Source organism: Flavobacterium fructosi (genome assembly GCF_042787335.1).
GTDB lineage: Bacteria > Bacteroidota > Bacteroidia > Flavobacteriales > Flavobacteriaceae > Flavobacterium > Flavobacterium fructosi.
In genome coordinates this window covers 64,472-89,501 of sequence record NZ_JBHZQA010000004.1, presented here as the reverse complement: position 1 = coordinate 89,501, position 25,030 = coordinate 64,472, and the positions used below count along the sequence as shown (strand labels likewise).

The window sequence follows — 25,030 nt, the reverse complement described above, 5'->3', positions numbered from 1 at the left end:
TTTTTGAACCATTAAGAAATTTAAGTGTGATTTGGCTTAATGAAACTTAATTTCTTAATGGTTTTAAAGTTTTATAACTCAACTTTAAATTTTGAACTTTTTTCTTCAATTAGAATTTCATCGCATTTTGGGCAATATTCGTGTTCACCATTTAAATACCCATGAACCGGACACACACTAAACACTGGCGTAACGGTGATGTAAGGCAATTTAAAATTGGAGATTACTTTCTTTACAAACTGTTTGCAGGCTTCTGGCGAACTGATTTTTTCACTCATATACAAATGCAAAACCGTTCCTCCGGTATATTTACATTGCAATTCGTCTTGCAAAAATAACGCTTCAAAAGGGTCTTCGGTGTGATCTACCGGAATCTGGGAACTGTTCGTGTAATAAATATTGTCGCCCTGTCCAGCTTGTAAAATGTCTGGGAAACGTTTTTTATCTTCCTTGGCAAATCGGTAGGTAGTTCCTTCGGCTGGTGTGGCTTCCAAATTGTATAAATTTCCGGTTTCCTCTTGGAATTCTTTCATTCGATTCCGAATATGCTCGAAGATTTCAGTAGCAAATTCGATTCCTGACGATGAAGTAATAGCATCTTGATTTCCGGTAAAATTTGCAATCATTTCGTTCATTCCGTTTACACCAATGGTCGAAAAGTGATTTCTGAAATGTTGCAGATATCGTTTGGTGTACGGGTACAAACCTCGGTCGTACATTTCTTGGATAAAGACTCTTTTTTTCTCTAAAGTAGATTTAGAAATATATAATAAGCGATCTAATTGTTTAAATAATTCGGCTTTGTTTCCTTTGAATAAATAACCCAAACGTGCCATGTTAATGGTCACTACGCCAATGCTTCCTGTCATTTCGGCACTTCCAAAAAGTCCGTTTCCTCGTTTTAACAGTTCTCTTAAATCGAGTTGTAAACGACAGCACATACTGCGAACGGCATTGGGTTTATACGCGTTTTCGTTTTCTGTTTTATTGCCATTTTCATCCAAAATATATTGACTTCCAATGAAATTCTGAAAATAGGAAGAACCGATTTTGGCTGTATTTTCAAAAAGCAAATCGGAATTTTCTCCATCCCAATCAAATTCTTCGGTAATGTTTACTGTTGGAATAGGGAAGGTGAACGGCTGTCCGTTAGCATCGCCTTCGGTCATTACGGTGTAATACGCTTTGTTGAGGAGGTTCATTTCCTTTTGAAAATGCTCATACCGCAATTCGGTTACTTTTGTAACGCCTCTTTCCCTGGCTCGCAATAAGAGATCGTAATCAAAATTATTTTCAAAAAAATGAAAGTCATTTTTCGTCGGAATTTGGGTTTTCAAATCATCGGGAACAACCCAGTCCAAAGTAATATTTGTGAAAGGCGATTGTCCCCAACGCGCAGGAACATTCAAATTGTAAACAAAACTGCGAACGGCTTTCAAGACATCCTCAAAAGACAAATCATCTTTGAAAACATAAGGCGCCAAATAGGTGTCAAACGAACTAAAGGCTTGCGCTCCGGCCCATTCGCTTTGTAAAATCCCAAGGAAATTTGCCATTTGTCCCAAAGCCTCTCTAAAATGCGAAGGCGCTTTGCTTTCCACGCGTCCGCGAACACCATTAAAACCATCGTTGAGCAGCACCCGCAGGCTCCAACCGGCACAATATCCGGTCAAACAATCCAAATCGTGAATATGAATATCGCCATTGCGATGCGCATAACCCTCTTCTTTTGTATATACTTTGTCGAGCCAATAATTCGCAATAATTTTTCCGGCAACATTGTTGACTAATCCCGCATTAGAGTAGGAGGTATTGGCATTGGCATTGATGCGCCAATCCGTTTGTTCAATGTATTCTTCGATGGTTTGCGTGCTGTCAACATAAGTGGTGTCTTCGTTTAACCCATTCACATGTTCGCGTTGCAATTTGCGGGTATGTCTGAATAACATAAAAGAACGCATGACTTCGAAATATTGTTTTTCAAAAAGGTTTTTCTCGATTAAATCTTGAATTTCCTCCACGGCCCAGGTTTCTTTGGATTGTAAATCCTGAATAATTTTTTCGAAAAGAATTTCATCAAATGCTATGGAAATACTCTGAAAGCTTTTTTCAATTGCGTCTTTTATTTTGAAAGGCTCAAAAGGTTTGTATTCGCCGTTTCTTTTGATAACATATTTTTCCATAGCACGTGATGATTTTAAATTATAGAATTGGAGTGTATTTTATTCTTGTTCGGAGAATTTTTTTTCTAAAAGCATCGCGCTTGGAAACAAAATGTTGTTTTCCAAATGAATGTGTTTGTGTAAATCCTGCTCAAAATCAGCTAGCATCGCATAAGTCACGCGGAACGTACTGCAACCATCGGCCGGTGGCGTATAATTATTGGTTAATGCTGCTATTTTAACAAAACGATCGCCTTCGGTTTCATGCTCTTGCATCATCATGGCAATTGGGTTTTTAACAGTTCCAAATTGTGGTTTCACAATTTGTTCCTCGGTAAGCGCTGCTTTTGCCATTTTTTTGATAAAAGGAAACAACATCAGTTCTTCTTTTTTCATGTGTTGCGCTAATTCGCCTGCACAACCAATAAAGAGTTCATTGATTTCAAATAATTCAGGATGATTAGCGCCATGTACTTTGCACAGTTTATCTAAAAAAGGTAGTAAAATTTGCGTTTTTTCTTCTACATAACGGTGATGAGTTTTCTCAATGTAATCGGCCAATAAGTCCAAAGGCCATGTTTTGAAATCAATGGCACTATCATTTTTGGTTGCCAAAACCGTATTTATCTGGTCCATTAATTGATCCGTATCAACGCCTTTTTTTTCGCAAGCTTCCTCGATTGTTCTATTGCCTTTGCAACAGAAATCTATTCCGTATTTTGAAAATATTGCTGCGGTTCTAAAATCTTTTGCAACGTATTCTCCGATTGTTATTTTTTCTAAAGTTTCCATAAGATCTGTTTTCGATTAAAATTTATTTATACAAAAATAATCATTATTTTTAATAAAAGACAAATTTGTCCTTAATTAATTTTTTAATTTAATTTTATTTATAAAGTGCTAATTATAAGGTGTATGTATTTTTTAAAAATCATTTTTAATTAACATTAATGTTATAATTTAAAAAATAATAAAAAGATGATTTATATCATGTTTTAGCTTTTTTTAAAGTCATTAATTTGCAACAAACAAATAAAAGATACTTTTGTCCTTTATTAAAATTACAGTAAATTTATTAACAAACAAAAACAAATACTTATGCTTTCAAAATCACAGGCAAGAGCATTTTTTTTAGGAGGAACATTAGTCACCTTTTTAATCTTTATAGGACTGACTATTTATTCGTTCATGCCAAGGAATGATCAAACAAACTACAGTAAGATTACTAAAGAAGTAGTGAGAGGAAAAGAAATTTGGGAGACCAACAATTGTATGGGCTGTCATACTATTATGGGCGAAGGAGGCTATTATGCTCCCGAGTTAACAAAAGTAGTGGAGCGTCGCGGCGAAGGGTACATCAAAGCCGTTTTGATGTCGCCAATTCCTTGGGCACCAAATGGGCGAAAAATGGTGGCTTATAAAATGAATGAAGCGGATGCCAATGCCATGGTTGCCTATTTCGAATGGATTGGAAAATTAGATTTAAATGGTTTCGACCGCATCGTTTCCCCTTTAGCTAAAGAAAATAATTAAAATTTTTAAAAATGAAATATAAATCACAGAAAGTAGCCTACTGGTTTTTTGCATTGTGCATGCTTTTGTTCTCGCTGCAAATTGTCTATGGCTTTATCATGGGCTTTGACCGAATAGGAATTCAAGGATTACATGAAATTATCCCTTTTAACGTGGCGCGAGCGGTGCATACTAATTTGTTGGTGGTATGGTTGTTAACCGGTTTTATGGGTGCGGCATATTACATTATTCCCGAAGAAGCGCAACGCGAATTAATAAGTGTGAAATGGGCTTATGTACAACTGATTTCCTTAGCTATTGTTGGCGTTGTTACTATAATTGGTTTTCACTTCAACCATTGGGAAGGAAGAAAATTTCTTGAAATCCCAAGAGAATTAGACTATTTAGTAGTCATAAATGTACTGTTGTTCTTATTCATAATTTTGGGTACACTATATAAAGGAAAACGACAAACTACTACGGCTTTGGTACTAACAATGGGATTGTTTTTTGCAGCCCTGCTTTACATACCCGGAATGATTTGGTTTGACAGCCAGGTAATGGACTCCTTTTTCCGTTGGTGGGTGGTTCACTTGTGGGTTGAAGGTGTTTGGGAATTAATTATGGGAGGTATCCTTTCGTTCTTATTGATCAAGTTGACCGGAGTGGACAGAGAAGTTATCGAAAAATGGTTGTATGTAATTGTAGGTCTTACCTTTCTTTCCGGAGTTTTGGGAACTGGGCATCACTACTACTACATTGGAGTAAATAAAATTTGGTTAATCGTTGGTGGTATTTTCTCTGCATTAGAACCTTTGGCTTTCTTAGCGATGGCATTATTTGCTGTAAACATGTACAGAAAAGGGGAAAAAAGTCATCCTAACAAAATTGCTTTATTCTGGACTATTGGTTCAGCTATTGTTTCTTTTGTAGGTGCGGGATTACTTGGTTTTGCACATACTTTGCCACAAACAAACTTGTATACTCATGGAACTTTAGTTACTGCAATGCACGCTCATTATGCATTTTGGGGCGCTTACGCAATGATTGTTTTGGCGATGATTAGTTATGCTTTACCCAATCTTACGGGACGTAAACGTTACGAAACTACACAAGGGATGATGGCTTTTTGGCTGTCTAATATTGGAATCTTGGGGATGACAGTAGCCTTTGGTGTTGCCGGAGTTGCTCAAGTGTATATGGAACGAAAAATGAAAATGGATTTCATGGTTGTTCAAAGCGAAATCAGCATCCATTTTGTAGTGCTTCTTATTTGTGCCACCATGTTTACCATCGGCATCGGCCTGTTTATTTTTGATTTTATCAAATACGGCAGACCTACTGATGAAGCTTTAGATACCGACAATCAAGGACATAATGTAAATGGATATAAAATCGATGGCAATGTAATTGAAAATCTAACAGGAACAAGTGAGAAAAAAGGAAAAACAATGATTTAAAACTGAAACCTTTTTTGCGTAACGGAATACTTAAAATAAAATTTCCAGAATGCTTTAACCACCGTTTTTTAGAATTGCATTTCCGAAAAAACAATAGTTATCGTGTTCTGGTTTTTTTCTAAAACAATAAAAATGTTAGTAAATATCCCATATTATCACGCCGTAGGCAAAGAAAAAGAGGTCTTTGAACACGCCTATAAAAACAAAATTCCTTTCCTATTGAAAGGACCAACTGGAACAGGAAAATCCCGTTTTGTGGAATACATGGCACATCATTTGGATAAAAAAATCATCACGATTAGTTGTCATGAAGAAACGTCATCAACGGATTTAATTGGACGATTTATTATTAAAGGTGCCGAAACAGTTTGGCTGGATGGACCATTGACCACTGCCGTAAAAGAAGGAGCGATTATTTATTTGGATGAAATCGCCGAAGCGCGGCCAGATGTTATTGTTGCCATTCACTCCCTGACGGATCACAGAAGGGAATTATTCATTGACAAATTAGGCGAAACCGTAAAAGCGCATGACGATTTTATGTTGGTTGCTTCTTTTAATCCCGGTTATCAAAGAGGTTTTAAAGAACTAAAACCATCGACTCGTCAACGATTTATTGCGGTTTCTTTTGAATATCCGGAAACGAAAATTGAAATTGAAATTTTGGTAAAGGAAACTAGTGTTGATCCTGATGTTGCCAAAAAATTGGTAGCCATTGGAAATAAAATCAGAAACCTAACCGAATTAGGCTTGACAGAAACCGTTTCGACCCGTCTTTTAGTGGATGCAGCCAAAATTATTCATTCTGGTCTTCCAAAACGATTGTCGGTTCATGTGGCGATTGTAGAACCGTTAACCGATGATGTACAAACGGTCGAAGCATTGAAGGATTTGTGTGATTTGATGATATAAATCAAAAAAAAATGGGTTTCGAAATAGACGAATATATAGTTGGGAAGTTATTCAGACACTTAAAAAAAAGTAAAAAGATACATCCCGCAATTATTGCAAGAACTGTAACGCTTAGTGAAATAAAACCTCGATTGACTATTTTGGCTCGAGCTTTAACGGGGAAACCAATCGAAATTTTCCCTGCCGAAAGAGAAGGAGGATACAAAAACAATAATTTTTTTCTTCCTATTTCTTTTTCCAAATTGGCAACAAAAAAAGAGAACCTTACTTTTTATCTTTTTAGAATTTTGTATCTGAGCGTACAACAGCGGTTGAATTTGAATTGGACTTTAGAAGAAAAAGACCAGCCTTTAGCACTTTCACAACAAAGAGCATTTGAAACATCAGAAGCTGTTTTAGCCATTTTGTTTGAAGAATTTTCTATCGATAAAAAATTTCATACCGAAACAAAACTGCATTTTATTCAAAAGGAAAATGGAAAAAATGCTCCTGATTTTTCTTGGCTGTATGGCAAATGGATGCAAAATGAAATAGAAAAAAACAGCAATACCATTGTCGAAAATTTCTCTGATAAAACTAAAAAAGCAAATGAAAATCAGGCTTTAACTACTTTAAAAACAAAAGCGGTAGAAGAAGTGATTACTGTTGAGATCGATAAAAAACAACAAGAAGATTATGTTCTGCTTCACAATTTCGAAAAAGTGGAAACGGTTGAAGAATTCAATGGAACTTGGCGTGATTTTGATGGTTCGGACGAATTAGAAGAGCATCAGGAAGCATTGGAGGAGTTGAATATGAAATACACTGTTCGGGTAGATGATACGGCACATTCCGTTTATCAATCTGATTTTATTGAGAACACTTCCATCTCCGAAAGTGCCGAAATTGATGCCAAAGGATTCCATCTTACGTATAATGAATGGGATTTTAGCAAGCGTATTTATAAGGAGAATTTCTGTAAAGTATATCCGAAATCACAACAGAAAACGGATCCTAATTACTATAAAAAGGCCATTGCAAAAAATGCTTCGACTTTATTGGGTTTGCGAAAAATGCTGACCAATGTCAATAACAGAATGCAACAGCAAAAACGCCAGACACAAGGAGACGAATTTGATATTGACGCTATTACGGATTTGTATATCGATGTTCATTCGAAACGGACACCTTCGGAAAATATATACATTTCAAATCGGAAAAAAGAGAAGGATTTATCGATTTTAATCCTTTTGGATATCAGTCTTTCCAGTGATGGATATGCCGCAGGAAATCGTGTGATTGATGTGGAGAAAGAAGTTTCTATTCTTTTTGGAGAAATCTTAAACGAGTTCAATATCGATTTTTCCATTGACAGTTTTTACTCCAAAACCCGCAATTTTTCGACCTATTTAACGGTAAAGGATTTTGATGAAAATTGGAACATCGCTAAACATAAAATTGGAGCGATGGAACCGAATGGCTATACCAGAATTGGAGCCGCTTTACGTCACGCCGGTGCAAGACTTGATAAAAGAAACACCAAAAATAAATGGGTCATCCTGATTTCTGACGGAAAACCTAATGATTATGATAAATACGAAGGAAAATACGGCATCAATGATGTGAAACAAGCACTTCGGGAACTCAATAACAGGAATATTAATTCCTATGCATTGGCTATTGAAGCTCAGGCAAAATATTATCTGCCACAGATGTTTGGGCAAAATCACTATCAAATTCTAACAACACCAGTCGAACTATTGCGATCATTAGTGCAATTGTACGAAAAAATTAAACATCAAAAATAAATACTATAATGAACGATATTTCAAATACCACAACACTTCCCGAAGGACATCCGGTTCAGATTTACTTTCAGGAAAACGACATTATTCAGGCACTTTTAGAAAAAATATCAGCTGTAAATCCTGAGGATGATTTGCCGAAATATACTAATATATTCAATCAGCTTCATACAATCGAGAAACGATTTGCCCGTAAAGAAAATCAGCTTTTTCCGTTTTTAGAAAAAAAAGGATGGAACGGTCCTTCTCAGGGAATGTGGTCCTTTCATGATAATTTAAGAGAGCAATTCCGTTTAATTCAGTACTATCTTAAAATGAATAATCCAGAGAAAATTAGTATCAATACTCCTTTTCTGGTGAATGGAATCGACCGATTGATGCAAATGGAAGAGGCGGTTTTGTTTCCAAATGCCTTAGAACTCCTTACTGAAGCCGACTGGATTGAAATGCGTAAAGGCGAAGAAGAAATTGGCTGGATGCTGCCAGAAGCTCCTGCTCCTTATCCAAAACAAGAATACATTCACCCAAGTGAAGATTTTACCAAAAGAGAAATGTCTTTTTCACTGGAAAATACGGCTCATTACGATGAAGGATATATGACGGTGGAGCAGGTGAATTTACTTTTTAAAACGATGCCGTTAGATTTGACTTATGTTGATGAAAACGACAAAGTGATTTTCTATAATCGGGGAGAAGAACGCGTATTTCCAAGAAGTTCCGGTATTATTGGTCGTGAAGTCAAGTTTTGCCATCCACCAAAAAGTGTAGGAACCGTTCTTAAAATTCTGGATGAATTTAGAAAAGGAACAAAAAACGAATCTTCATTTTGGATTAATTACAAAGAACGCCTGATTTATATCCGCTATTTTGCGGTCAGGGATGTTGATAAGAATTACAAAGGCGTCATCGAAATGTCACAGGATATTACGGATATCAAGAAAATAGAAGACGAAAAACGATTGTTGGACTGGGATTAGATTTATCTTAAAATAGACAAAAATGGATACACTTAAAATCGATTACAAAAACATCTGCTACCCTCCGGGAGGAATACTGATGTGGATTATTATATTTCTGGAGCTCATTACTTTCGGGATGGCGATTGTTGCATTTGCTTTTTACGCAAGTGAAGAACCTGAATTATTTCATCATTCCAGAATGCAACTTAACAGTACATTTGGCGCTATAAATACCGTTTTTCTGCTGACAAGTGGTTTTTTTATGGCCAATGCTGTACTTGAGTTTAAAGAGAATAACTTGAAGAAATCCTCTTTATATTTTAAATTAACCATGCTTGGCGGAATGTTATTTTTAATATTAAAAAGCGTTGAGTATTACCATAAAATAGAAACTGGTATTACACCGGAAACCAATGTGTTTTTTACTTTTTATTGGTTGCTAACCGCTTTTCATCTTATTCATGTACTTATGGGTTTGGTTATTTTAATCTGTACCAACTATGGAATGATGAAAAAAAAATCGGATACAGGAGTTGAAGACGTCGAGGCTTGCGCCGCTTTTTGGCATATGTGCGATTTAATCTGGCTTCTTTTGTTTCCTGTTCTCTACTTAATTTTTTAGAAAATGAAAAAAACACTGCTTTTTACCTACGGGTTCTTGATTTTATTGACTATCAGTACCGCTTTGATTTCGAATTTAGTTGCAGTTTCAGGTCTTGCGGTTGGTTTAATTATGGGTTTATCAATGCTTAAATTTTTCTTGGTTTCTTTTCAATTCATGGAATTAAAAAGAGCAAATTCTTTTTGGAAGGGGAGTTTGATTTTTGTTTTAGGTGTGATTGTTTTAGTGCTTATTTCATTAAAATAAGGTCTAAATTTTTTTATATACATGATAAATATCATAATAAAGGATAAAATTGTCTTTTATTTTTGTGTTGTAAATTAAGACAATTTTAACACCTTTTTAATTATGAAAATTAAATTTAAAATCGCTGCTTGTGTGTTGGCAGCGACTGCTATTACAGCAGGATTATTCTCTTTCAGAGACAATTCACCACCAGACTATTCAAAAATACCTGTTGAAGGAGAAATAATCGCTGAACTTACAGCTCCTCCATTAGTTCCAAAACCAATAGGAAATCGTGCAGCTACGAAACTTATTGTTAACATGGAAATCAAAGAAATTGAAGGTGAAATGGTTGATGGTGTGAAATACACTTATTGGACATTCGGAGGGTCAGTTCCCGGAAGTTTCATCAGAACTCGAGTTGGGGATGAAGTGGAATTTCACTTAAAAAACCATCCTGATAATAAATTGCCTCACAACATCGATTTACACGCAGTAACAGGACCAGGTGGAGGAGCCACCTCTTCATTGGTTGCCCCAGGACATGAAAAAGTGTTCAATTTTAAAACATTAAATCCAGGATTGTATGTATACCATTGTGCGACTGCACCTGTAGGGATGCATATTGCTAATGGGATGTATGGGTTGATATTAGTTGAACCAGAAGCAGGATTACCAGCTGTGGACAGAGAATACTATGTTATGCAAGGAGATTTTTATACCAAAGGAAAATACGGAGAACAAGGTCTTCAACCTTTTGACATGGATAAAGCAGTAAAAGAAGATGCTGATTATGTTGTTTTTAACGGAAAAGTAGGAAGTATTACCGGAGATAATTCCCTTACGGCCAAAGTTGGAGAAACAGTACGTATTTACATGGGTAATGGTGGTCCTAATTTGGTTTCTTCTTTCCACGTGATAGGCGAGATTTTTGACAAAGTGCATATTGAAGGGGGTGATATGATTAATAAAAATGTTCAAACCACTTTAATCCCTGCAGGAGGTGCCGCAATTGTTGAATTTAAAGTTGATGTTCCCGGAACCTTTATTATAGTGGATCATTCGATCTTCAGAGCGTTTAATAAAGGGGCTATTGGAATGTTGAAAGTAGAAGGTCCCGCTGACAAAAAAATCTATTCTGGGACCACTCAAGAAGGAATTTATTTAGCCGAAGGAGGAACAATTCAAAACATGCCAAAAGTTAAAAATGAACCAAAAAATATAGTTGCCAAAACATTACCGCAACAGCTTAAAGCGGGGAAAGAGCTTTTTGGAGGGACTTGTTTTGCCTGTCACCAATCTGAAGGACAAGGAATACCTAGCGTGTTTCCTCCTCTTGCCAAATCAGATTACTTAAATGCAGATCCTAAAAGAGCCATTGATGCCGTTCTTCATGGTTTAAGTGGGGAAGTAAAAGTAAATGGGAAAAAATTCAATAACGTGATGACCAGTCAAAACCTTACGGATGAAGAAATCGCTAATACATTGACTTACGTGTATGATAGCTGGGGTAATAATAAAACACGAGTTACCTCTGCCATGGTAAAAGCCCAAAGAGCAAATTCAACACCACAATCTGGAGGAAGTCATTAAAATAAAAATCGGGAGCGGTTTAGATTAAAAGGAATAAACCGCTCCTATTTTAAATTCAAATAAACAAATTAAAAATTACGATTATGAAAAAGTATGTTTTAGCAATTGCAATAATTGCGTTAGTGTTACAAGGTTTTAGCACCCTGTCTAAAGATAAAAATGACGGATATATCACAAAAAAAGAAGCTAAAAAAGGAGTCTATTCAGGTGCTGATAAAGGAAAAAGTGTCTACAATCAAACCTGTGTAGCTTGTCATCAGGCTACCGGATCAGGAATACCGGGTGCTTTCCCTCCATTGGCTAAATCAGACTACTTGAATAAAGATGTTAATCGAGCTATTAAAGGCGTAGTAAAAGGATTATCAGGTGCAATAACCGTAAATGGGAAAAAATTCAATGGAAATATGCCTGCTCAAGCCCTTAGTGACGCACAAATAGCGGATGCATTGACCTATGTTTATGCTAATTGGGGAAATAATAAAACGGTAGTGACCACTGCTATGGTTAAAGCGCAAAGAAAATAATAATTTAAAACTAAACACGATGTTTGCAATACCAAAAGCGAAAATAATTTTACTACTATTTTCTTTATTAGTAACAACATCTATGCTTGCCCAAGATACTAAAATGGTTTTAATTAAAAGGGGGGCTTATGTTCCCCTTTATGGCACTACTGATAAAAAAACAGTAGAAGTGCAAGGTTTTAATGTGGATGTTTTTCCGGTTACGAATGCTCAATTTGTTGCTTTTTTGAAAAAAAATCCAGAATACAGCCGCTCCAAAATTAAAGGCCTTTTTGCAGAAAAAAGTTATTTGGCACATTGGGAAAGTGATTTCAATTACGGAAAGAACAATTTAAGTAATGCACCTGTGACCAATGTTTCATGGTTTGTGGCCAAAAAATACTGTGAGTGCCAAGGGAAACGGCTCCCTACTATGGATGAATGGGAATATGTAGCTATGGCCGATGAAAAACGAATCGACGCAAGAATAAAAGAATCTTTCAATCATTACATCCTAAGTTGGTATGAAAAACCAAAAACCTATGCCAATCCTGTAGGCGGCACTTTCAAAAATTATTGGGGAGTTTATGACATGCATGGATTAGTTTGGGAATGGACTTCAGACTTCAACAGTATTTTTCTATCTGGAGAATCTAGAAAAGATAAAGATACGGACAAAAACCTTTTTTGCGGAAGCGCCTCCATTAATGCCACTGACTTAATGAATTATGCTGCTTTTATGCGCTACGGTTTTCGAGCCAGTTTAAAAGCAAAATACACTACAAGGAACCTTGGTTTTCGATGTGCAAAAGATTTAAAATAGACACTGAGAATCTATATAAAACAACAAAAATGAAAAAAATATTTTTGGGATTACTCGTAATCTTTTTAACATTACAGAGTTGTAATTCAAACAAACCTAAACCAAATACCGTTAATAAGCCAATATCTGATTTGTCTATCTATAACCTTCCTTCAAAGTGGACCAATCAAAATGGGGAGAATATAGAAATGAAAGAATTGAAAGGAAAAGTCCTTGTCATGGTTATGATTTATACCTCCTGTAAATCTGCTTGTCCTCGTTTAGTGGCTGATATGCGTAATATCGAAGAGCATTTGCCAGAGAATATCAAGAACAATGTAAAATTAGTTTTAGTGAGTATCGATCCTGTTGTTGATACCCCAAAACGATTAAAATCCTTTGCTATCGAAAATAAAATGGATAGTGAACAATGGATTTTCTTACGCTCAACAGAAGAAAATACACGAGAATTTGCAGCAGTTTTGGCCGTGAATTACAAAAAAATAGCCCCTTTAGAGTTCTCACATTCTAATATAATAAGCGTCTTTAATTCCGACGGGGAATTAGCTTATCAACAAGAAGGTTTGGGTGTAAACTCTGACGAAACCATAAAAAAAATTACTGAAGAAGCTCAAAAATTAAATTAAACATGAAATTACTCAAAACAATTAGTTTATCATTGGTAACAATGGTAAGCATGGGAACTTACGCTCAAGAATTAGATGCAAATCTCCAAATCAGACCGCGTTACGAATACCGAAATGGTTTTAAAAGCCTGATGCCAAAAGGTGAAAATGCAACCTCATTTATTTCGCAGCGTTCCCGTTTAAATTTAAATTACAAACAAGATAAATTAAAGGCAAAATTAACGTTACAAAATGTCCGTACTTGGGGAGATGTCGCTACTACTACACAAGCCGATAAAAACGGAATCGCTTTATTCGAGGCTTGGGCACAGTATGATTTTGATGCCAATTGGAGTGCGCGTTTAGGACGTCAGGTATTGTCTTATGATAACCAAAGAATTTTAGGAGAAATTGATTGGGCACAGCAAGGACAAAGCCATGATGCCGCAGTGATAACGTTTCATCCCAAAAATCATCAATTGGATTTAGGTTTTGCTTTGAATGCCAATGCAGAAAATTTATTAGATCCTAAAACTGCGTACACAACTAATTACAAATCCTTGCAATATGCCTGGTATCACACTCAATTTAGTAAACTGAAGATGAGTTTGTTATTTTTGAATACCGGTTATGAGTTTGAAAAATCAATTGGTAATTTAGAAGTCGATTACAAACAAACTTTTGGAACATATCTTACATTTAACGATAAAAAATGGGATACTAATCTAGGTTTGTATGGACAAACTGGAAAAAGTAATGATAAAAGTGTGAGTGCCTGGTCTGCTAGTGCAAATCTGGGATATGCAGTTACAAATACATTTAAAGCTACTTTAGGATATGAATATCTTTCTGGTAAAGACCAAGATGATTCTGGTGCAAAAATAAAATCATTTAATCCTATTTTTGGGACAAACCATGGATTTAATGGATTTATGGACTATTTCTACGTGGGGAACCACCTGAATAGTGTTGGATTGCAAGATGGTTATTTGAAATTAAATTACACCCAAAACAAATGGCAATTTAATATAATTCCACATGTATTCTGTGCTCCGAATACTGTTTTGGATGCATCCAATAATAAAATGGATAGCTATTTAGGAACAGAACTTGATTTTACTGCCGGTTATACTTTTCAAAAAGATATTGTGGCTACTGGGGGATATTCCCAAATGTTTGGTTCAGCAACTTTAGAAAGAGTTAAAAATGTAGCGGACGCTTCAAATACCAATAATTGGGTTTGGGTAATGATTTCTTTTAGTCCCAAATTATTTACTTTAAAATAGATTGGGTTTAGATATTCGCTAATTAAATACTGTATTGGTTACACAGATGAGTTTGGAAGTAAGTTATTAGTTTGAAATGAGGCTGTGCTGGTTAGTACAGCCTTTATTTTTTTTAAAAATGAGATAAAGTCCAAAATATTATAGATAATACAAGATGAAAAATCATTTTTGAATCGTATTTTTGAATTTAAATAAAACACAAAATATGGTTTCAGTTCAGGATGCTTTTTCGATACTAAAAAATAGTTTACCAGAATCTAAAGAAGTAGAATATACTTTACTTCAGGTGCGGAATCACGTCTTGTCGCAGGCACTTTATTCGCCTATTAATATGCCACCATTCAGGCAATCAGCGATGGACGGTTTTGCGCTTTGTTTGCACGATGCTTTGGAATATAATATTATCGGGGAGGTAAAGGCGGGAGACACACACCAAATGACTTTGCTTCCGGGACAAGCCATAGAAATATTTACTGGAGCTGTCGTTCCGGATTCGGCTCAGACGGTTATCCAAATTGAGAAAACTTCGGTTAAAGAAGGAATAGTATATCTTCAAGAACAACCAAAGTTAGGTGTCAATGTAAGACCTATTGGAGAGCAAATTTCGGAAGGCGATTTGGCATTAGAAAAAGGAATTCTGCTCAATGCTGCCGCCATTGGTTTTTTGGCAGGTCTTGGTTTCACTTCGGTAATGGTTTATAAAAAACCAACTATTGGAATTGTTATCACGGGAAATGAATTGGTAAAATCCGGCAACGCCTTAGAATATGGAAAAGTATATGAAAGTAATGCAACCATGCTTCAATCAGCTTTAAACGACGCCTATTTTGAAGTGATTACATTATATGAAGTTAACGATGATTTTGAAAATACCAAAAACAAACTACACGATGCTTTATCTGCTAATGATGTAGTGTTGGTTTCTGGTGGTATATCCGTTGGCAATTATGATTTTGTAGCCCGTGCGTTAAAGGAGCTTATGGTCGAAACGCTTTTTTATAAAGTAAACCAAAAACCTGGCAAACCGCTTTTTGCCGGTAAATTGCAGGATAAAATAATTTTTGCCTTACCCGGGAATCCTGCCGCTTGCTTGACCTGCTTTTATGTGTATGTGTTGCCAACGTTATCGATACTTTCCGGAAAAGCAATCCACTACAATCAGTCCAAAAAGATTTCTTTAGCTCATGATTATTCTGTGCGTAATACCCGCAGTCAATTTCTGAAAGCAAGTATTGTTAATGATGAAGCAAGTGTTTTATCGCATCAAAATTCTTCTATGCTTAATACTTTTTCGGTGGCCAATGGTCTTTTGTACCTTTCTGAGGGTGAATACGAATTAGAAAAAGGAACAAAAGTTGATATATATCATATTTAAGCTACGGTTCTTTTCGTTATATTTGTAAAAGTATAACGCAACGAAATTTCGTTTTGAAAATAAAGAGCAAAATTTGGATTGAAACTAACGACAGTATTCTTATCAGTGAAGGTCGGGTTCGATTGTTAAAACTAATTGAAGAAAAAGGCTCGTTGAATAAGGCTGCCAAAGTTATGAACATATCTTATCAAAAAGCGTGGAAGCTTGTGGATGCCTCCAATAAGGCGGCCAAGAGTCCATTGATAGAAACGCAGGTAGGCGGAAACAAAGGCGGCGGTACAATACTTACTCCTTATGGAAAATCACTTATTAACTCTTTTGAAGCGATCAATTCAGCCTGTTGGGAATTTCTGGACGAACAACTCAAAAAACATTCCTTATGACGGTGGCTGATTTATTGAACATGCCTTTGCTGTTGCTGTTATTGCCAATAGTAGCTTTCTTGTATGCCAGTGTTGGTCATGGTGGAGCGAGCGGTTATTTAGCCTTGATGAGTGCATTCGCATTCCCTGTAACATTTATGAAACCAACTGCTTTAGTGCTTAATATTTTGGTTTCAGGAATTTCCTTTTATTTCTATTATCGGGAGAAAAAATTCAAATGGAATCTGTTTTATCCTTTTGCCATTACTTCTATTCCGTTCTCGTTTTTAGGAGGATATCTTACAGTTCCCACGTTTTATTATAAAGTAATTCTGGCAACAGTGTTGTTTTTTGCAGTACTTAGATTAGTAGGATTTTTGGGTAAAGAAAAAAAGGAGATGACGCCATTAAATTTATATGCCGCCGTAATTGTAGGTGCAATAATAGGTTTTTTATCTGGTTTGATAGGAATTGGAGGCGGAATAATTTTGAGTCCTGTAATTATCCTTTTGGGCTGGGGAACCATGAAACAAACAGCTGCCGTTTCGGCTTTATTTATATTAGTGAATTCCATTTCGGGAATTTCGGGTTTCCTGTTAAAGGGAGGCGTTTTGCCTGAATCATCGTTTCCGTTAATCGGAATTGTTTTTGTGGGTGGATTTTTTGGTGCTTATTTTGGAAGCAAGAAATTTAATTCTGTTATTTTAAAAAATGTACTCGCGCTTGTCCTTGGAATAGCAATTTACAAATTATACGCAACGGCTTAAAGTGAGAAGTGAATAGAAAGAGTAAATAGAAAAGTAGCTAAATATTTTATTACATAATACATTTCCATTTCGTCTCCCTTTCCTTCGGAGGGGGGTTAGGGAGAGGAAAAAAAGATACTAATGAAAGACAAAATAACAGCATTCATTCTGGCTGGAGGAAAAAGCCAGAGGATGGGAACCGATAAAGGCTTGTTGCTTTTGAACGGAAAACCATTTGTAAGTCATATTTGTGAGGCTGTAAAACCTATTGTGGGGGATAATATAGTAATTGTTTCTTCGAATGCTGATTATGATTTTTTAGGATATACCCGCATAGAAGACATCGTTCTAGAGAAAGGACCAGTAGGCGGAATTCATACCGCTTTGCAACAGACTAATACCAAGCTGAACTTTATCCTAAGTGTGGATGCGCCTTTAGTTACAACGGAACTATTGCTTTGGATATTAAAAAATCGGGAGGATTCTTATAGAATGACGCAGGGGCAACTGGAGGACAAAGCCTATCCTCTTATTGCAATTTACGACCATTCCTTAGGAAATGTTTTTGAAGAAAATTTAAAAAAAGATCAGCTAAGGTTGCGTCAGGTAATTAATGAAGTAACACACCAAACACTACTGATTCCGAAAAAATGGGGGGATCAGGTGCAAAATATAAATACTCCGGAAGAGTATCAAAAAATACAATTATGATTTTAAACATTAAATATTTTGGAGTATTGGCTGAAATAACCAAAAAGAAAGAAGAGCTGTTGGTGTGGGATGAATCCAATCTGACGGTGAATTCTTTGAAATCAAAAATAGAATCCGTTTATCAGGAATTGCAAAAAAACAGTTATTCCATAGCTTTAAATCAGACGATGGTGGGGATGGATGTAATTGTAAAAGATCAGGATGTAATAGCTTTTTTGCCTCCTTTTGCAGGAGGATAAAATATAGAAAATGAAAAATACAACACGCTATTCCAGACAAATAGTACTTCCGGAAATTGGACTTTTAGGGCAGCAAAAATTGCGCGACGCTCACGTTTTGGTAATTGGTGCAGGTGGTTTGGGCTGCCCTGTGCTGCAAAATCTGGCTGCTGCTGGTGTGGGAAGTCTCGGAATTGTGGATGGTGATGTGGTAGAGGAAACGAATTTGCACCGTCAGTTGCTGTACACCCTAAAAGATTGCGGAAAGGGTAAAGCAGCAACAGCTGCAGAAGCCGTTTTATTATTAAACCCAGACGTGAATGTTAATGTATTTTCTGAGTTTTTGAATAAACAAAATGCCTTCGAGATCGTGGGGGATAACCAAATCATTGTTGATTGTACCGATTCGATTGGGGTTCGCTATCTGATCAATGATGTGGCGGTGAGCAAAAATATTCCGGTGGTTTACGCTTCAATATATAAATTCGAAGGGCAGGTTTCGGTATTCAATTATAAAAATGGTCCGAGTTACCGGTGTCTTTTCCCCGAAACCGAAAGTTTAATAACCGTTCCAAATTGTGTTGCATCAGGAGTTTTAGGAATTTTACCCAATACGTTGGGGGCCTTTCAGGCTACCGAAGTGCTCAAAATTATCCTTGAAATTGGATCCGTGCTGTCGGGGAAATTATTGATTTATGATGGATTGCACTATCAAACACAGCTAGTCGATTTTGCCAAGAATCCAGCAGCAATAGAAAAAGGACGTATCAACGGATTGAAAATTTTAAACCAAGAAAATGCTGAATTACAGGCTTTAGATAGCGAAGCTTTTTTAGAAAAATGCCGTCAAGACGATTGTTTGGTTATTGACATTAGAGAAGCCTACGAAGAACCGGAATGGAAAGGAGCGAACGTTGTCAATGTGCCTCTTGTCGCATTAGAAAACTATTGCTGTCAACTTGATAAAGATGAATCCATCGTGCTGTTTTGCCAAAGCGGACAACGCAGTCAATTGGCCTTAGCCTATTTGAAAAAAGAAGGATTTACAGAGCTTTCGCATCTTAAAAATGGAATTCAATCCTTATAAAAAGCAATAGTCAATGGCTATAAATAAAAAATGAATAATTACAATGATTTATTAATGTCAACAACAAAACATAAAAAAACATCCTTTATTCAAGGCCCTATATCGGCGGAATTTATAGGAAATTCGATTGCAAAGCACCAAAGTAAAACAACTGTTGGCGCACATAATTTTTTTTTAGGACAAGTTCGCGCCGATGTGATTGGCGGAAAAACGGTTACAGCTATTGAATATACAGCTTACGAAGAAATGGCGGAGCAAACTTTCCATGAAATTCGCGAAGCGGCTTTCGCCAAATATGAGCTTTCGTGTTTGCACATTTACCACAGTCTGGGAACGGTAAAAACAGGTGAAATCTGTCTGTTTGTTTTTGTATCGGCACCAAGACGAAAAGTGGTTTATGAAGCATTGGAATTTTTGGTCGAAGAAATAAAAGAAAAAACATCCGTTTTTGGCAAAGAGTTGTTTGAAGATGCATCTTACACTTGGAAAAAAAACACATAAAATGGTAGATATCACCCATAAAATAATCACCCAGCGCACCGCAACCGCCCAAGCCGTTGTGAAACTAGGTTCGACGGAAACCATGCAAGCCATTTTGGATAAAACCGTCCCAAAAGGAGATGTGTTGGAAGTATCCAGAACGGCGGGTTTGTTTGCGGTAAAAAACACCTCCAATGCTATTCCGGATTGCCATCCGATGCCAATAGAATTTACCGGGATCCAGTTCGAATGTCTGGAAGATGAGGTTCGAATTGAAGTGACCGTGAAAGCGATTTACAGAACTGGCGTTGAGGTCGAAGCCATGCACGGTGCATCCATCGTGGCATTAACGATGTACGACATGCTCAAACCTATTGACAAGAAGGTAGAAATTTCGACGATAAAATTACTGCACAAAAAAGGCGGGAAATCCGATTATGGTAACAAAGAAGTTCAAAACCTTTCGGTTGCAGTTATGGTATGTTCGGACAGTGTTTCCAGTGGCAATAAAGAAGATAAAGCGGGAAAAGTAATTTTGGATAAAATTAAAAACTTAGGATTAGAAGTTTCCAATTATATTATTATTCCGGATGAGGTTTTGGATATTCAGAACACCATCAATACATTATGTGCTCAAAAAACGGATTTAATTATTATAACTGGCGGTACCGGATTGTCAAATAGAGATGTAACGCCCGAAGCCTTGATTCCATTACTCGATCGTCGTATTCCGGGTATCGAAGAAGCGATTCGTTCCTACGGTCAGGATCGTACGCCTTACGCAATGTTATCCAGAAGCGTGGTGGGTTTCAAAGGAAGTACACTGATTATGGCTTTACCTGGTTCCACTGCGGGAGCGGGCGAATCTATGGATGCCGTTTTTCCTTCGGTATTGCATTTATTTAAACTTCTAAATGGATATAACCATGGAAAATAACATTCAAATGCAAGATTCTCATGGACGCGGACACAGTTATTTGCGCATTTCGATTACTGAGAATTGTAATTTGAGATGCACTTATTGCATGCCAGCCGAGGGGATTGCGCTTACGCCAAAAGCGCATCTGATGACTGCAGATGAAATTATAGCCATTGCACAAACTTTTGTCAATTTAGGAATAAATAAAATTAGACTTACAGGCGGTGAGCCTTTAGTTCGAAAAGACGCCGCATCCATTATTCAAAGATTGGGAAAACTGGGAGTGGAGCTCACTTTAACGACTAACGGAATTCTGGTGCATGATTTTATAAGTACCTTCAAAGAAGCAGGAATAACCACACTGAATGTCAGTATTGACAGCCTACAGGAAGCGAAGTTCAACCAAATCACGCGCAGGAATTATTTCGATAAATTTTGGAAAAATCTGGAATTGCTTGACGCCAATGGGTTTCAACTGAAATTGAATGTGGTGGTGATAAAAGGGTTCAATGACAATGAAATAGTTGACTTTATAGAATTGACCAAAGAACGCAACATTCAGATACGTTTTATAGAATTCATGCCTTTTGACGGCAACCAATGGAACAAAGACAAATTGGTGTCTTACGCCGAAATCCTTACCCAAGTCAATGAAAAATATTCTGCCGAAAAAGTAGACCGATTGATAGACAAGCCAAACGATACTGCCAGGAACCATAAAATAGCATCCTACAAAGGAAGTTTCTCGGTGATTAGTTCCGTTACGAATCCTTTTTGCAGCACGTGCAACCGCATTCGACTTACGGCTGACGGTAAGCTGAAAAACTGTCTTTTCTCGAATACGGAAACTTCCCTGCTCGACACTTTAAGAGCTGGGGGAGACATAGAACCGCTGATTTACCAAAACATAAAATCAAAATTTGCGATGAGAGGCGGGATGGATGATGACGCCAAATTTCAAAATCCAAAATTGTTCTCGCAAAACAGGAGCATGATCAAGATTGGTGGATAATTTTTTGTACCGTAAAGAGCACAATAGTTTTTATAAAGGTCATGAGTGATTTTTTTGTTATTGTTTTCGTAACTATTAATCATGTTGAATTCGATCTACAACGACTGTTTTAGTAAGATGAAAATGAAACCATTCTGTTTCTTCATATTTTTCCCTTTTTTTACGAGTTTTTACTATTCTCTTCCACAATAATTCTTCAAAAAAAAATAAGGTTTACATAGAATAAAATTATTCAAGTAAAAAAAACTTTATTATTACCTGCATTAATTCTTAATTGTTTTGTTATTAATTATTTGTGTGTAAATTTCGATTAAAATTTAAAATATAAAAATCGCTAAGTAGCCCTTTTTATGGGCTTACTGACAAATATCATATTTTTGGTTGCGTCAACAGATTAATTTTACAGCATTATCAAATGGATATTTTATGAGTAGTTTATCGCAATCCCACAAAATTTTATTTCTGAACACATTATCATTTGCAATCTGTTTTGCCTGTTGGACGTTAAATGGTGTTTTGGTCACTTTTTTGGTTGATAAAGGTATATTCAATTGGAGCGTAGTGGAAGTGGGTTGGTTACTTGGAATCCCAATTTTATCAGGATCCATATTTCGTCTCCCAATTGGGATTTTGACTGATAAATACGGAGGTAAAATTATATTCTCTATATTATTGTTTCTCTGTGCCATCCCGTTATTTTTGCTTCCTTTTGCCGACACGTTTTGGAGTTTTGTAGTATTAAGTTTTCTTTTCGGGTTGGTAGGGACCAGTTTTGCCGTTGGTATCGGATACACTTCGGTTTGGTATCCACAAAATTGGCAGGGAAGAGCCTTGGGGATTTTCGGAATGGGAAATGCCGGTGCGGCCATCACTACTTTTATGGCACCTACCTTATTAAATAGATTTTCTGAGGGCGATCCCATAAATGGTTGGAAAATGTTGCCTATAACTTATGCTTCTGTATTAGTTCTTATTGGGATATTCTTTATTATATTCGCCAAAAATAAAAAACCGGCAGGCGATTCCAAAAATATTAAAACACTATTAACCCCATTGAAATCAGCTAGGGTTTGGCGTTTTGGAGCATACTACTTTTTAGTGTTTGGCTGTTTTGTCGCTTATTCACAATGGTTATTGCCGAATTTTATGAATGTATACCAAACATCTCTTGTAATGGGAGGAATGTTTGCCACAATGTTTAGTTTACCTTCTGGTATTATTAGGGCTTTTGGCGGATATTTATCTGATAAATTTGGAGCCAGAAAAGTGATGTACTGGGTTCTTGGTTCGTCTATTGCAATTAGTTTTTTGTTGATGTTTCCAAAAATGGAAATCCTTACTGCAGGACCGGGTGTTTTGGCTTCCGAAAGCGGCGTTATTACATCAGTGACTCCTTCTGAAATCATCATAAATGAGAAAATACAAAAAGTAAATCCAAAAACCGTTGTAGTTGGGAGTGAAGAGGCGATTTTACCCGTAAAAACTTCTTGGCAAGAAATTCTAGTTAAACAAAATCAAGAGGTAAAGAAGAAAGAGCTTTTGGCTAAAGGGATTACCCAGATTAAATTTAGTGCCAATATGTGGGTTTATGTTATACTGGTTATTCTTATAGGAATATCTTGGGGAATTGGTAAAGCAGCAGTGTTCAAACACATCCCGGAATATTTTCCTAATGAAGTAGGTGTAGTGGGAGGAATGGTTGGATTAATAGGCGGTTTGGGCGGTTTTATTGGGCCAATAATTTTTGGATACCTCCTTAATTTTACGGGATTGTGGACAAGTTCATGGATTTTTATCTTTATTATTTCTATTGTTTGTTTGTTATGGATGCATAGAACGATTATCAATATCATGAGAACTAAAATGCCTAATTTCACCAGAGGAATCGAACATAATCATTAAAAACGGCAATGTAAATTACAATATCAAGAGCAATTATAGCGTCAATCACAATAATTACAATATCAATTTAAAAAGAGAGAACATGAAAACTTGGCTAGACAAATGGGAACCAGAAAACGAAAAATTCTGGAATGAAGCGGGAAGTAAAATCGCTTGGAAAACCCTTACCATTACTACACTTACCCTTATCTTGTCCTTTGCCTCATGGTTTATTATGAGTGTGATCGTGGTTAAATTACCTGGACTGGGCTTTTCATATACAAAAAACCAACTTTTTTGGTTAGCTGCAGTTCCTGGATTAGCTGCAGGTATTTTAAGGATTATTCATACTTTTATTTTACCTATATTTGGAACTAGACATGTCGTGACCTTTGCTACATTAATTAAATTAATTCCCGTTATTGGAATTGGATTTGCAGTAATGAATCCAGCAACTCCTTTTTGGTTGTTTATGATTTTAGCCTTTGCAACTGGTTTTGGCGGTGGAGATTTTTCATCTTATATGCCGAGTACAAGTTTGTTTTTTCCAAAACGATTGAAAGGAACAGCCTTGGGGATTCAGGCTGGTATTGGAAACTTTGGGGTTTCATTGGCACAGTTTGTTACTCCTGTAGTTCTTAGTGTGGCTCTATATGGTGCTCCATCTACTTTTACCAAAATAGAAGTAAAAGAGGCAAAACAAATTTTTGCCACTACAAGCTTAGAAAAACAAGCCGAACTATTTTCCGCAATAGAGACGAAAAAACAAAAGGCTATTTTGTCTAATGTAGATGCAAAAGTAATGGACTCTATTTGTAAAGTAATCAATTCCAAAGACAATACCCAAGTTTTTGTATCATTACCATTGAATGTAAAAGCAAAAATAATTGATAATGCTAATCCGAAATTAGCTCAGATTTTTTTAAATAAGTTACATCCAGGTAATAATGCAGTAATTAATAAGGATATTTATATTCAATCCGCCACTTTTTGGTATGTTCCTTTTTTGATCATTATGACTATTTTGAGTTGGTTTTATTTGAGAAGTATTCCAATGAAAGCTTCTATTAAAGAGCAGATGGATATTTTTAGTAACAAACATACTTGGTATTGTACGATAACTTATGTAATGACTTTTGGAACTTTTGCTGGTTTATCTGCAGCCTTTCCGTTAATGATTAAATTTTTATATGGAGAATTTCCAGATGCACCAGATCCATTAGCATATGCTTTTTATGGACCGCTTATCGGATCTGCAAGCAGGATTTTATTTGGTTTCATTGCTGATAAAGTAGGTGGTGCAATTTTAACGACGATAACAGGTATAGGGATTTTAGGGGGTGCAATAATTTTAGTTACTCAGGGTCTTGTGGCGCCAACAAGTATGGAGCAATTTCCAATGTTTGTAGGGGTGATTTTAGTGATGTTTTTCTTTACAGGAATTGGTAATGCGGGTACTTTTAGACAATATCCTATTATCTTTTCTGAGAATCAACGCCAGGCGGCTGGGGTTATCGGATGGACTGCGGCAATTGCGGCATTTGGACCATTTATTTTTGCCTCGTTAATAGGAAAAAACATTACTGCTAATGGTGGTGCAAATCAATTTTTTATTGGCTTGATTCTTTTTACTATATTAGCGACAACAATCAATTGGTGGTTTTATAACCGCAAAGGTTGTGAAAAACCAAGTTAGTGTATGAATTCATATTCGTTTTTTAAAAAAAAAGAAATTATTTTATATACCTACAAGGTTTTAGGGTCTTGTAGGTTTCTTAACAAAACGACTTAGA

Annotated in this window: 25 protein-coding genes; 23 read left to right on the top strand and 2 right to left on the bottom strand. The window is 36.3% G+C overall.

The window, feature by feature from the left end:
• Positions 1-71: 71 nt before the first annotated feature.
• Both ACFX5D_RS08125 and ric read right to left on the bottom strand, forming a co-directional pair.
• The gene (locus ACFX5D_RS08125) at positions 72-2,183 is read right to left on the bottom strand and encodes a ribonucleoside triphosphate reductase (RefSeq protein ID WP_379857736.1); all 2,112 of its coding nucleotides are present in this window, start codon (positions 2,181-2,183) and stop codon (positions 72-74) included.
• Between the two features lie 39 nt (positions 2,184-2,222).
• The gene (gene ric, locus ACFX5D_RS08120) at positions 2,223-2,954 is read right to left on the bottom strand and encodes an iron-sulfur cluster repair di-iron protein (protein WP_379857735.1); all 732 of its coding nucleotides are present in this window, start codon (positions 2,952-2,954) and stop codon (positions 2,223-2,225) included.
• A gap of 306 nt (positions 2,955-3,260) precedes the next feature.
• On the opposite strand from ric, the gene ACFX5D_RS08115 reads away from it, so the two are divergent.
• From ACFX5D_RS08115 to ACFX5D_RS08005, 23 genes are all read left to right on the top strand, one after another.
• Positions 3,261-3,695 (top strand): c-type cytochrome, encoded by a 435-nt coding sequence (locus tag ACFX5D_RS08115; RefSeq protein ID WP_103999634.1) that lies wholly within the window; start codon positions 3,261-3,263, stop codon positions 3,693-3,695.
• Between the two features lie 11 nt (positions 3,696-3,706).
• The gene (locus ACFX5D_RS08110) at positions 3,707-5,134 is read left to right on the top strand and encodes a cbb3-type cytochrome c oxidase subunit I (protein ID WP_379857734.1); all 1,428 of its coding nucleotides are present in this window, start codon (positions 3,707-3,709) and stop codon (positions 5,132-5,134) included.
• Between the two features lie 132 nt (positions 5,135-5,266).
• Complete coding sequence (locus ACFX5D_RS08105; protein ID WP_379857733.1) at positions 5,267-6,046, top strand: CbbQ/NirQ/NorQ/GpvN family protein; 780 nt, start codon at positions 5,267-5,269, stop codon at positions 6,044-6,046.
• Positions 6,047-6,057: 11 nt separating this feature from the next.
• Complete coding sequence (locus ACFX5D_RS08100) at positions 6,058-7,833, top strand: nitric oxide reductase activation protein NorD (RefSeq protein ID WP_379857732.1); 1,776 nt, start codon at positions 6,058-6,060, stop codon at positions 7,831-7,833.
• An 8-nt stretch (positions 7,834-7,841) separates the two neighbouring features.
• The gene (locus tag ACFX5D_RS08095) at positions 7,842-8,807 is read left to right on the top strand and encodes a DUF438 domain-containing protein (protein ID WP_379857731.1); all 966 of its coding nucleotides are present in this window, start codon (positions 7,842-7,844) and stop codon (positions 8,805-8,807) included.
• A 22-nt stretch (positions 8,808-8,829) separates the two neighbouring features.
• Positions 8,830-9,411, top strand: a complete 582-nt coding sequence (locus ACFX5D_RS08090) for a cytochrome c oxidase subunit 3 (RefSeq protein WP_379857730.1) — start codon at positions 8,830-8,832, stop codon at positions 9,409-9,411.
• A gap of 3 nt (positions 9,412-9,414) precedes the next feature.
• A complete protein-coding gene (locus tag ACFX5D_RS08085; protein WP_379857729.1) occupies positions 9,415-9,657 on the top strand; it encodes a cytochrome C oxidase subunit IV family protein in 243 nt (80 codons plus the stop codon).
• 102 nt (positions 9,658-9,759) lie between these two features.
• Positions 9,760-11,229: a copper-containing nitrite reductase gene (gene nirK, locus ACFX5D_RS08080; protein WP_379857728.1), complete on the top strand. Its 1,470-nt coding sequence runs from the start codon at positions 9,760-9,762 to the stop codon at positions 11,227-11,229.
• 83 nt (positions 11,230-11,312) lie between these two features.
• On the top strand, positions 11,313-11,753 hold the full coding sequence (locus ACFX5D_RS08075; RefSeq protein WP_379857727.1) for a c-type cytochrome: 441 nt from the start codon (positions 11,313-11,315) through the stop codon (positions 11,751-11,753).
• Positions 11,754-11,772: 19 nt separating this feature from the next.
• Positions 11,773-12,555 (top strand): formylglycine-generating enzyme family protein, encoded by a 783-nt coding sequence (locus ACFX5D_RS08070; protein WP_379857726.1) that lies wholly within the window; start codon positions 11,773-11,775, stop codon positions 12,553-12,555.
• 29 nt (positions 12,556-12,584) lie between these two features.
• Complete coding sequence (locus ACFX5D_RS08065) at positions 12,585-13,181, top strand: SCO family protein (protein WP_379857725.1); 597 nt, start codon at positions 12,585-12,587, stop codon at positions 13,179-13,181.
• A gap of 2 nt (positions 13,182-13,183) precedes the next feature.
• Entirely contained in the window at positions 13,184-14,446 is a 1,263-nt protein-coding gene (locus ACFX5D_RS08060) for an alginate export family protein (protein ID WP_379857724.1), read from the top strand.
• A 205-nt stretch (positions 14,447-14,651) separates the two neighbouring features.
• Entirely contained in the window at positions 14,652-15,821 is a 1,170-nt protein-coding gene (locus ACFX5D_RS08055) for a molybdopterin molybdotransferase MoeA (protein WP_379857723.1), read from the top strand.
• 53 nt (positions 15,822-15,874) lie between these two features.
• Entirely contained in the window at positions 15,875-16,204 is a 330-nt protein-coding gene (locus ACFX5D_RS08050; RefSeq protein WP_379857722.1) for a winged helix-turn-helix domain-containing protein, read from the top strand.
• Complete coding sequence (locus ACFX5D_RS08045) at positions 16,201-16,950, top strand: sulfite exporter TauE/SafE family protein (RefSeq protein ID WP_379857721.1); 750 nt, start codon at positions 16,201-16,203, stop codon at positions 16,948-16,950. The genes ACFX5D_RS08050 and ACFX5D_RS08045 overlap by 4 nt, the downstream gene beginning before the upstream one ends.
• Positions 16,951-17,070: 120 nt before the next feature.
• Complete coding sequence (gene mobA, locus ACFX5D_RS08040; RefSeq protein WP_379857720.1) at positions 17,071-17,640, top strand: molybdenum cofactor guanylyltransferase; 570 nt, start codon at positions 17,071-17,073, stop codon at positions 17,638-17,640.
• Positions 17,637-17,879: a MoaD/ThiS family protein gene (locus tag ACFX5D_RS08035; RefSeq protein WP_379857719.1), complete on the top strand. Its 243-nt coding sequence runs from the start codon at positions 17,637-17,639 to the stop codon at positions 17,877-17,879. The genes mobA and ACFX5D_RS08035 overlap by 4 nt, the downstream gene beginning before the upstream one ends.
• Positions 17,880-17,889: 10 nt before the next feature.
• Positions 17,890-18,945, top strand: a complete 1,056-nt coding sequence (locus tag ACFX5D_RS08030) for a ThiF family adenylyltransferase (RefSeq protein ID WP_379857718.1) — start codon at positions 17,890-17,892, stop codon at positions 18,943-18,945.
• A gap of 54 nt (positions 18,946-18,999) precedes the next feature.
• Positions 19,000-19,446, top strand: a complete 447-nt coding sequence (locus ACFX5D_RS08025) for a molybdenum cofactor biosynthesis protein MoaE (RefSeq protein WP_379857717.1) — start codon at positions 19,000-19,002, stop codon at positions 19,444-19,446.
• Between the two features lies 1 nt (position 19,447).
• Positions 19,448-20,362: a bifunctional molybdenum cofactor biosynthesis protein MoaC/MoaB gene (gene moaCB / locus ACFX5D_RS08020; protein WP_379857716.1), complete on the top strand. Its 915-nt coding sequence runs from the start codon at positions 19,448-19,450 to the stop codon at positions 20,360-20,362.
• Complete coding sequence (gene moaA, locus ACFX5D_RS08015; protein WP_379857715.1) at positions 20,352-21,356, top strand: GTP 3',8-cyclase MoaA; 1,005 nt, start codon at positions 20,352-20,354, stop codon at positions 21,354-21,356. The genes moaCB and moaA overlap by 11 nt, the downstream gene beginning before the upstream one ends.
• Before the next feature lie 426 nt (positions 21,357-21,782).
• Positions 21,783-23,258, top strand: coding sequence for an MFS transporter (locus tag ACFX5D_RS08010; RefSeq protein ID WP_379857714.1), 1,476 nt, complete (start codon positions 21,783-21,785; stop codon positions 23,256-23,258).
• Positions 23,259-23,340: 82 nt separating this feature from the next.
• Positions 23,341-24,933, top strand: a complete 1,593-nt coding sequence (locus tag ACFX5D_RS08005) for a magnesium transporter MgtE N-terminal domain-containing protein (protein ID WP_379857713.1) — start codon at positions 23,341-23,343, stop codon at positions 24,931-24,933.
• Positions 24,934-25,030 lie beyond the last annotated feature (97 nt).

What these genes read in the sequence shown, in the direction of transcription:
- ACFX5D_RS08125 (WP_379857736.1), bottom strand. Translation starts at nt 2,183, where the DNA reads ATGGAAAAATATGTTATCAAAAGAAACGGCGAATACAAACCTTTTGAG.
- ric (WP_379857735.1), bottom strand. Translation starts at nt 2,954, where the DNA reads ATGGAAACTTTAGAAAAAATAACAATCGGAGAATACGTTGCAAAAGAT.
- ACFX5D_RS08115 (WP_103999634.1), top strand. Translation starts at nt 3,261, where the DNA reads ATGCTTTCAAAATCACAGGCAAGAGCATTTTTTTTAGGAGGAACATTA.
- ACFX5D_RS08110 (WP_379857734.1), top strand. Translation starts at nt 3,707, where the DNA reads ATGAAATATAAATCACAGAAAGTAGCCTACTGGTTTTTTGCATTGTGC.
- ACFX5D_RS08105 (WP_379857733.1), top strand. Translation starts at nt 5,267, where the DNA reads ATGTTAGTAAATATCCCATATTATCACGCCGTAGGCAAAGAAAAAGAG.
- ACFX5D_RS08100 (WP_379857732.1), top strand. Translation starts at nt 6,058, where the DNA reads ATGGGTTTCGAAATAGACGAATATATAGTTGGGAAGTTATTCAGACAC.
- ACFX5D_RS08095 (WP_379857731.1), top strand. Translation starts at nt 7,842, where the DNA reads ATGAACGATATTTCAAATACCACAACACTTCCCGAAGGACATCCGGTT.
- ACFX5D_RS08090 (WP_379857730.1), top strand. Translation starts at nt 8,830, where the DNA reads ATGGATACACTTAAAATCGATTACAAAAACATCTGCTACCCTCCGGGA.
- ACFX5D_RS08085 (WP_379857729.1), top strand. Translation starts at nt 9,415, where the DNA reads ATGAAAAAAACACTGCTTTTTACCTACGGGTTCTTGATTTTATTGACT.
- nirK (WP_379857728.1), top strand. Translation starts at nt 9,760, where the DNA reads ATGAAAATTAAATTTAAAATCGCTGCTTGTGTGTTGGCAGCGACTGCT.
- ACFX5D_RS08075 (WP_379857727.1), top strand. Translation starts at nt 11,313, where the DNA reads ATGAAAAAGTATGTTTTAGCAATTGCAATAATTGCGTTAGTGTTACAA.
- ACFX5D_RS08070 (WP_379857726.1), top strand. Translation starts at nt 11,773, where the DNA reads ATGTTTGCAATACCAAAAGCGAAAATAATTTTACTACTATTTTCTTTA.
- ACFX5D_RS08065 (WP_379857725.1), top strand. Translation starts at nt 12,585, where the DNA reads ATGAAAAAAATATTTTTGGGATTACTCGTAATCTTTTTAACATTACAG.
- ACFX5D_RS08060 (WP_379857724.1), top strand. Translation starts at nt 13,184, where the DNA reads ATGAAATTACTCAAAACAATTAGTTTATCATTGGTAACAATGGTAAGC.
- ACFX5D_RS08055 (WP_379857723.1), top strand. Translation starts at nt 14,652, where the DNA reads ATGGTTTCAGTTCAGGATGCTTTTTCGATACTAAAAAATAGTTTACCA.
- ACFX5D_RS08045 (WP_379857721.1), top strand. Translation starts at nt 16,201, where the DNA reads ATGACGGTGGCTGATTTATTGAACATGCCTTTGCTGTTGCTGTTATTG.
- mobA (WP_379857720.1), top strand. Translation starts at nt 17,071, where the DNA reads ATGAAAGACAAAATAACAGCATTCATTCTGGCTGGAGGAAAAAGCCAG.
- ACFX5D_RS08035 (WP_379857719.1), top strand. Translation starts at nt 17,637, where the DNA reads ATGATTTTAAACATTAAATATTTTGGAGTATTGGCTGAAATAACCAAA.
- ACFX5D_RS08030 (WP_379857718.1), top strand. Translation starts at nt 17,890, where the DNA reads ATGAAAAATACAACACGCTATTCCAGACAAATAGTACTTCCGGAAATT.
- ACFX5D_RS08025 (WP_379857717.1), top strand. Translation starts at nt 19,000, where the DNA reads ATGTCAACAACAAAACATAAAAAAACATCCTTTATTCAAGGCCCTATA.
- moaCB (WP_379857716.1), top strand. Translation starts at nt 19,448, where the DNA reads ATGGTAGATATCACCCATAAAATAATCACCCAGCGCACCGCAACCGCC.
- moaA (WP_379857715.1), top strand. Translation starts at nt 20,352, where the DNA reads ATGGAAAATAACATTCAAATGCAAGATTCTCATGGACGCGGACACAGT.
- ACFX5D_RS08010 (WP_379857714.1), top strand. Translation starts at nt 21,783, where the DNA reads ATGAGTAGTTTATCGCAATCCCACAAAATTTTATTTCTGAACACATTA.
- ACFX5D_RS08005 (WP_379857713.1), top strand. Translation starts at nt 23,341, where the DNA reads ATGAAAACTTGGCTAGACAAATGGGAACCAGAAAACGAAAAATTCTGG.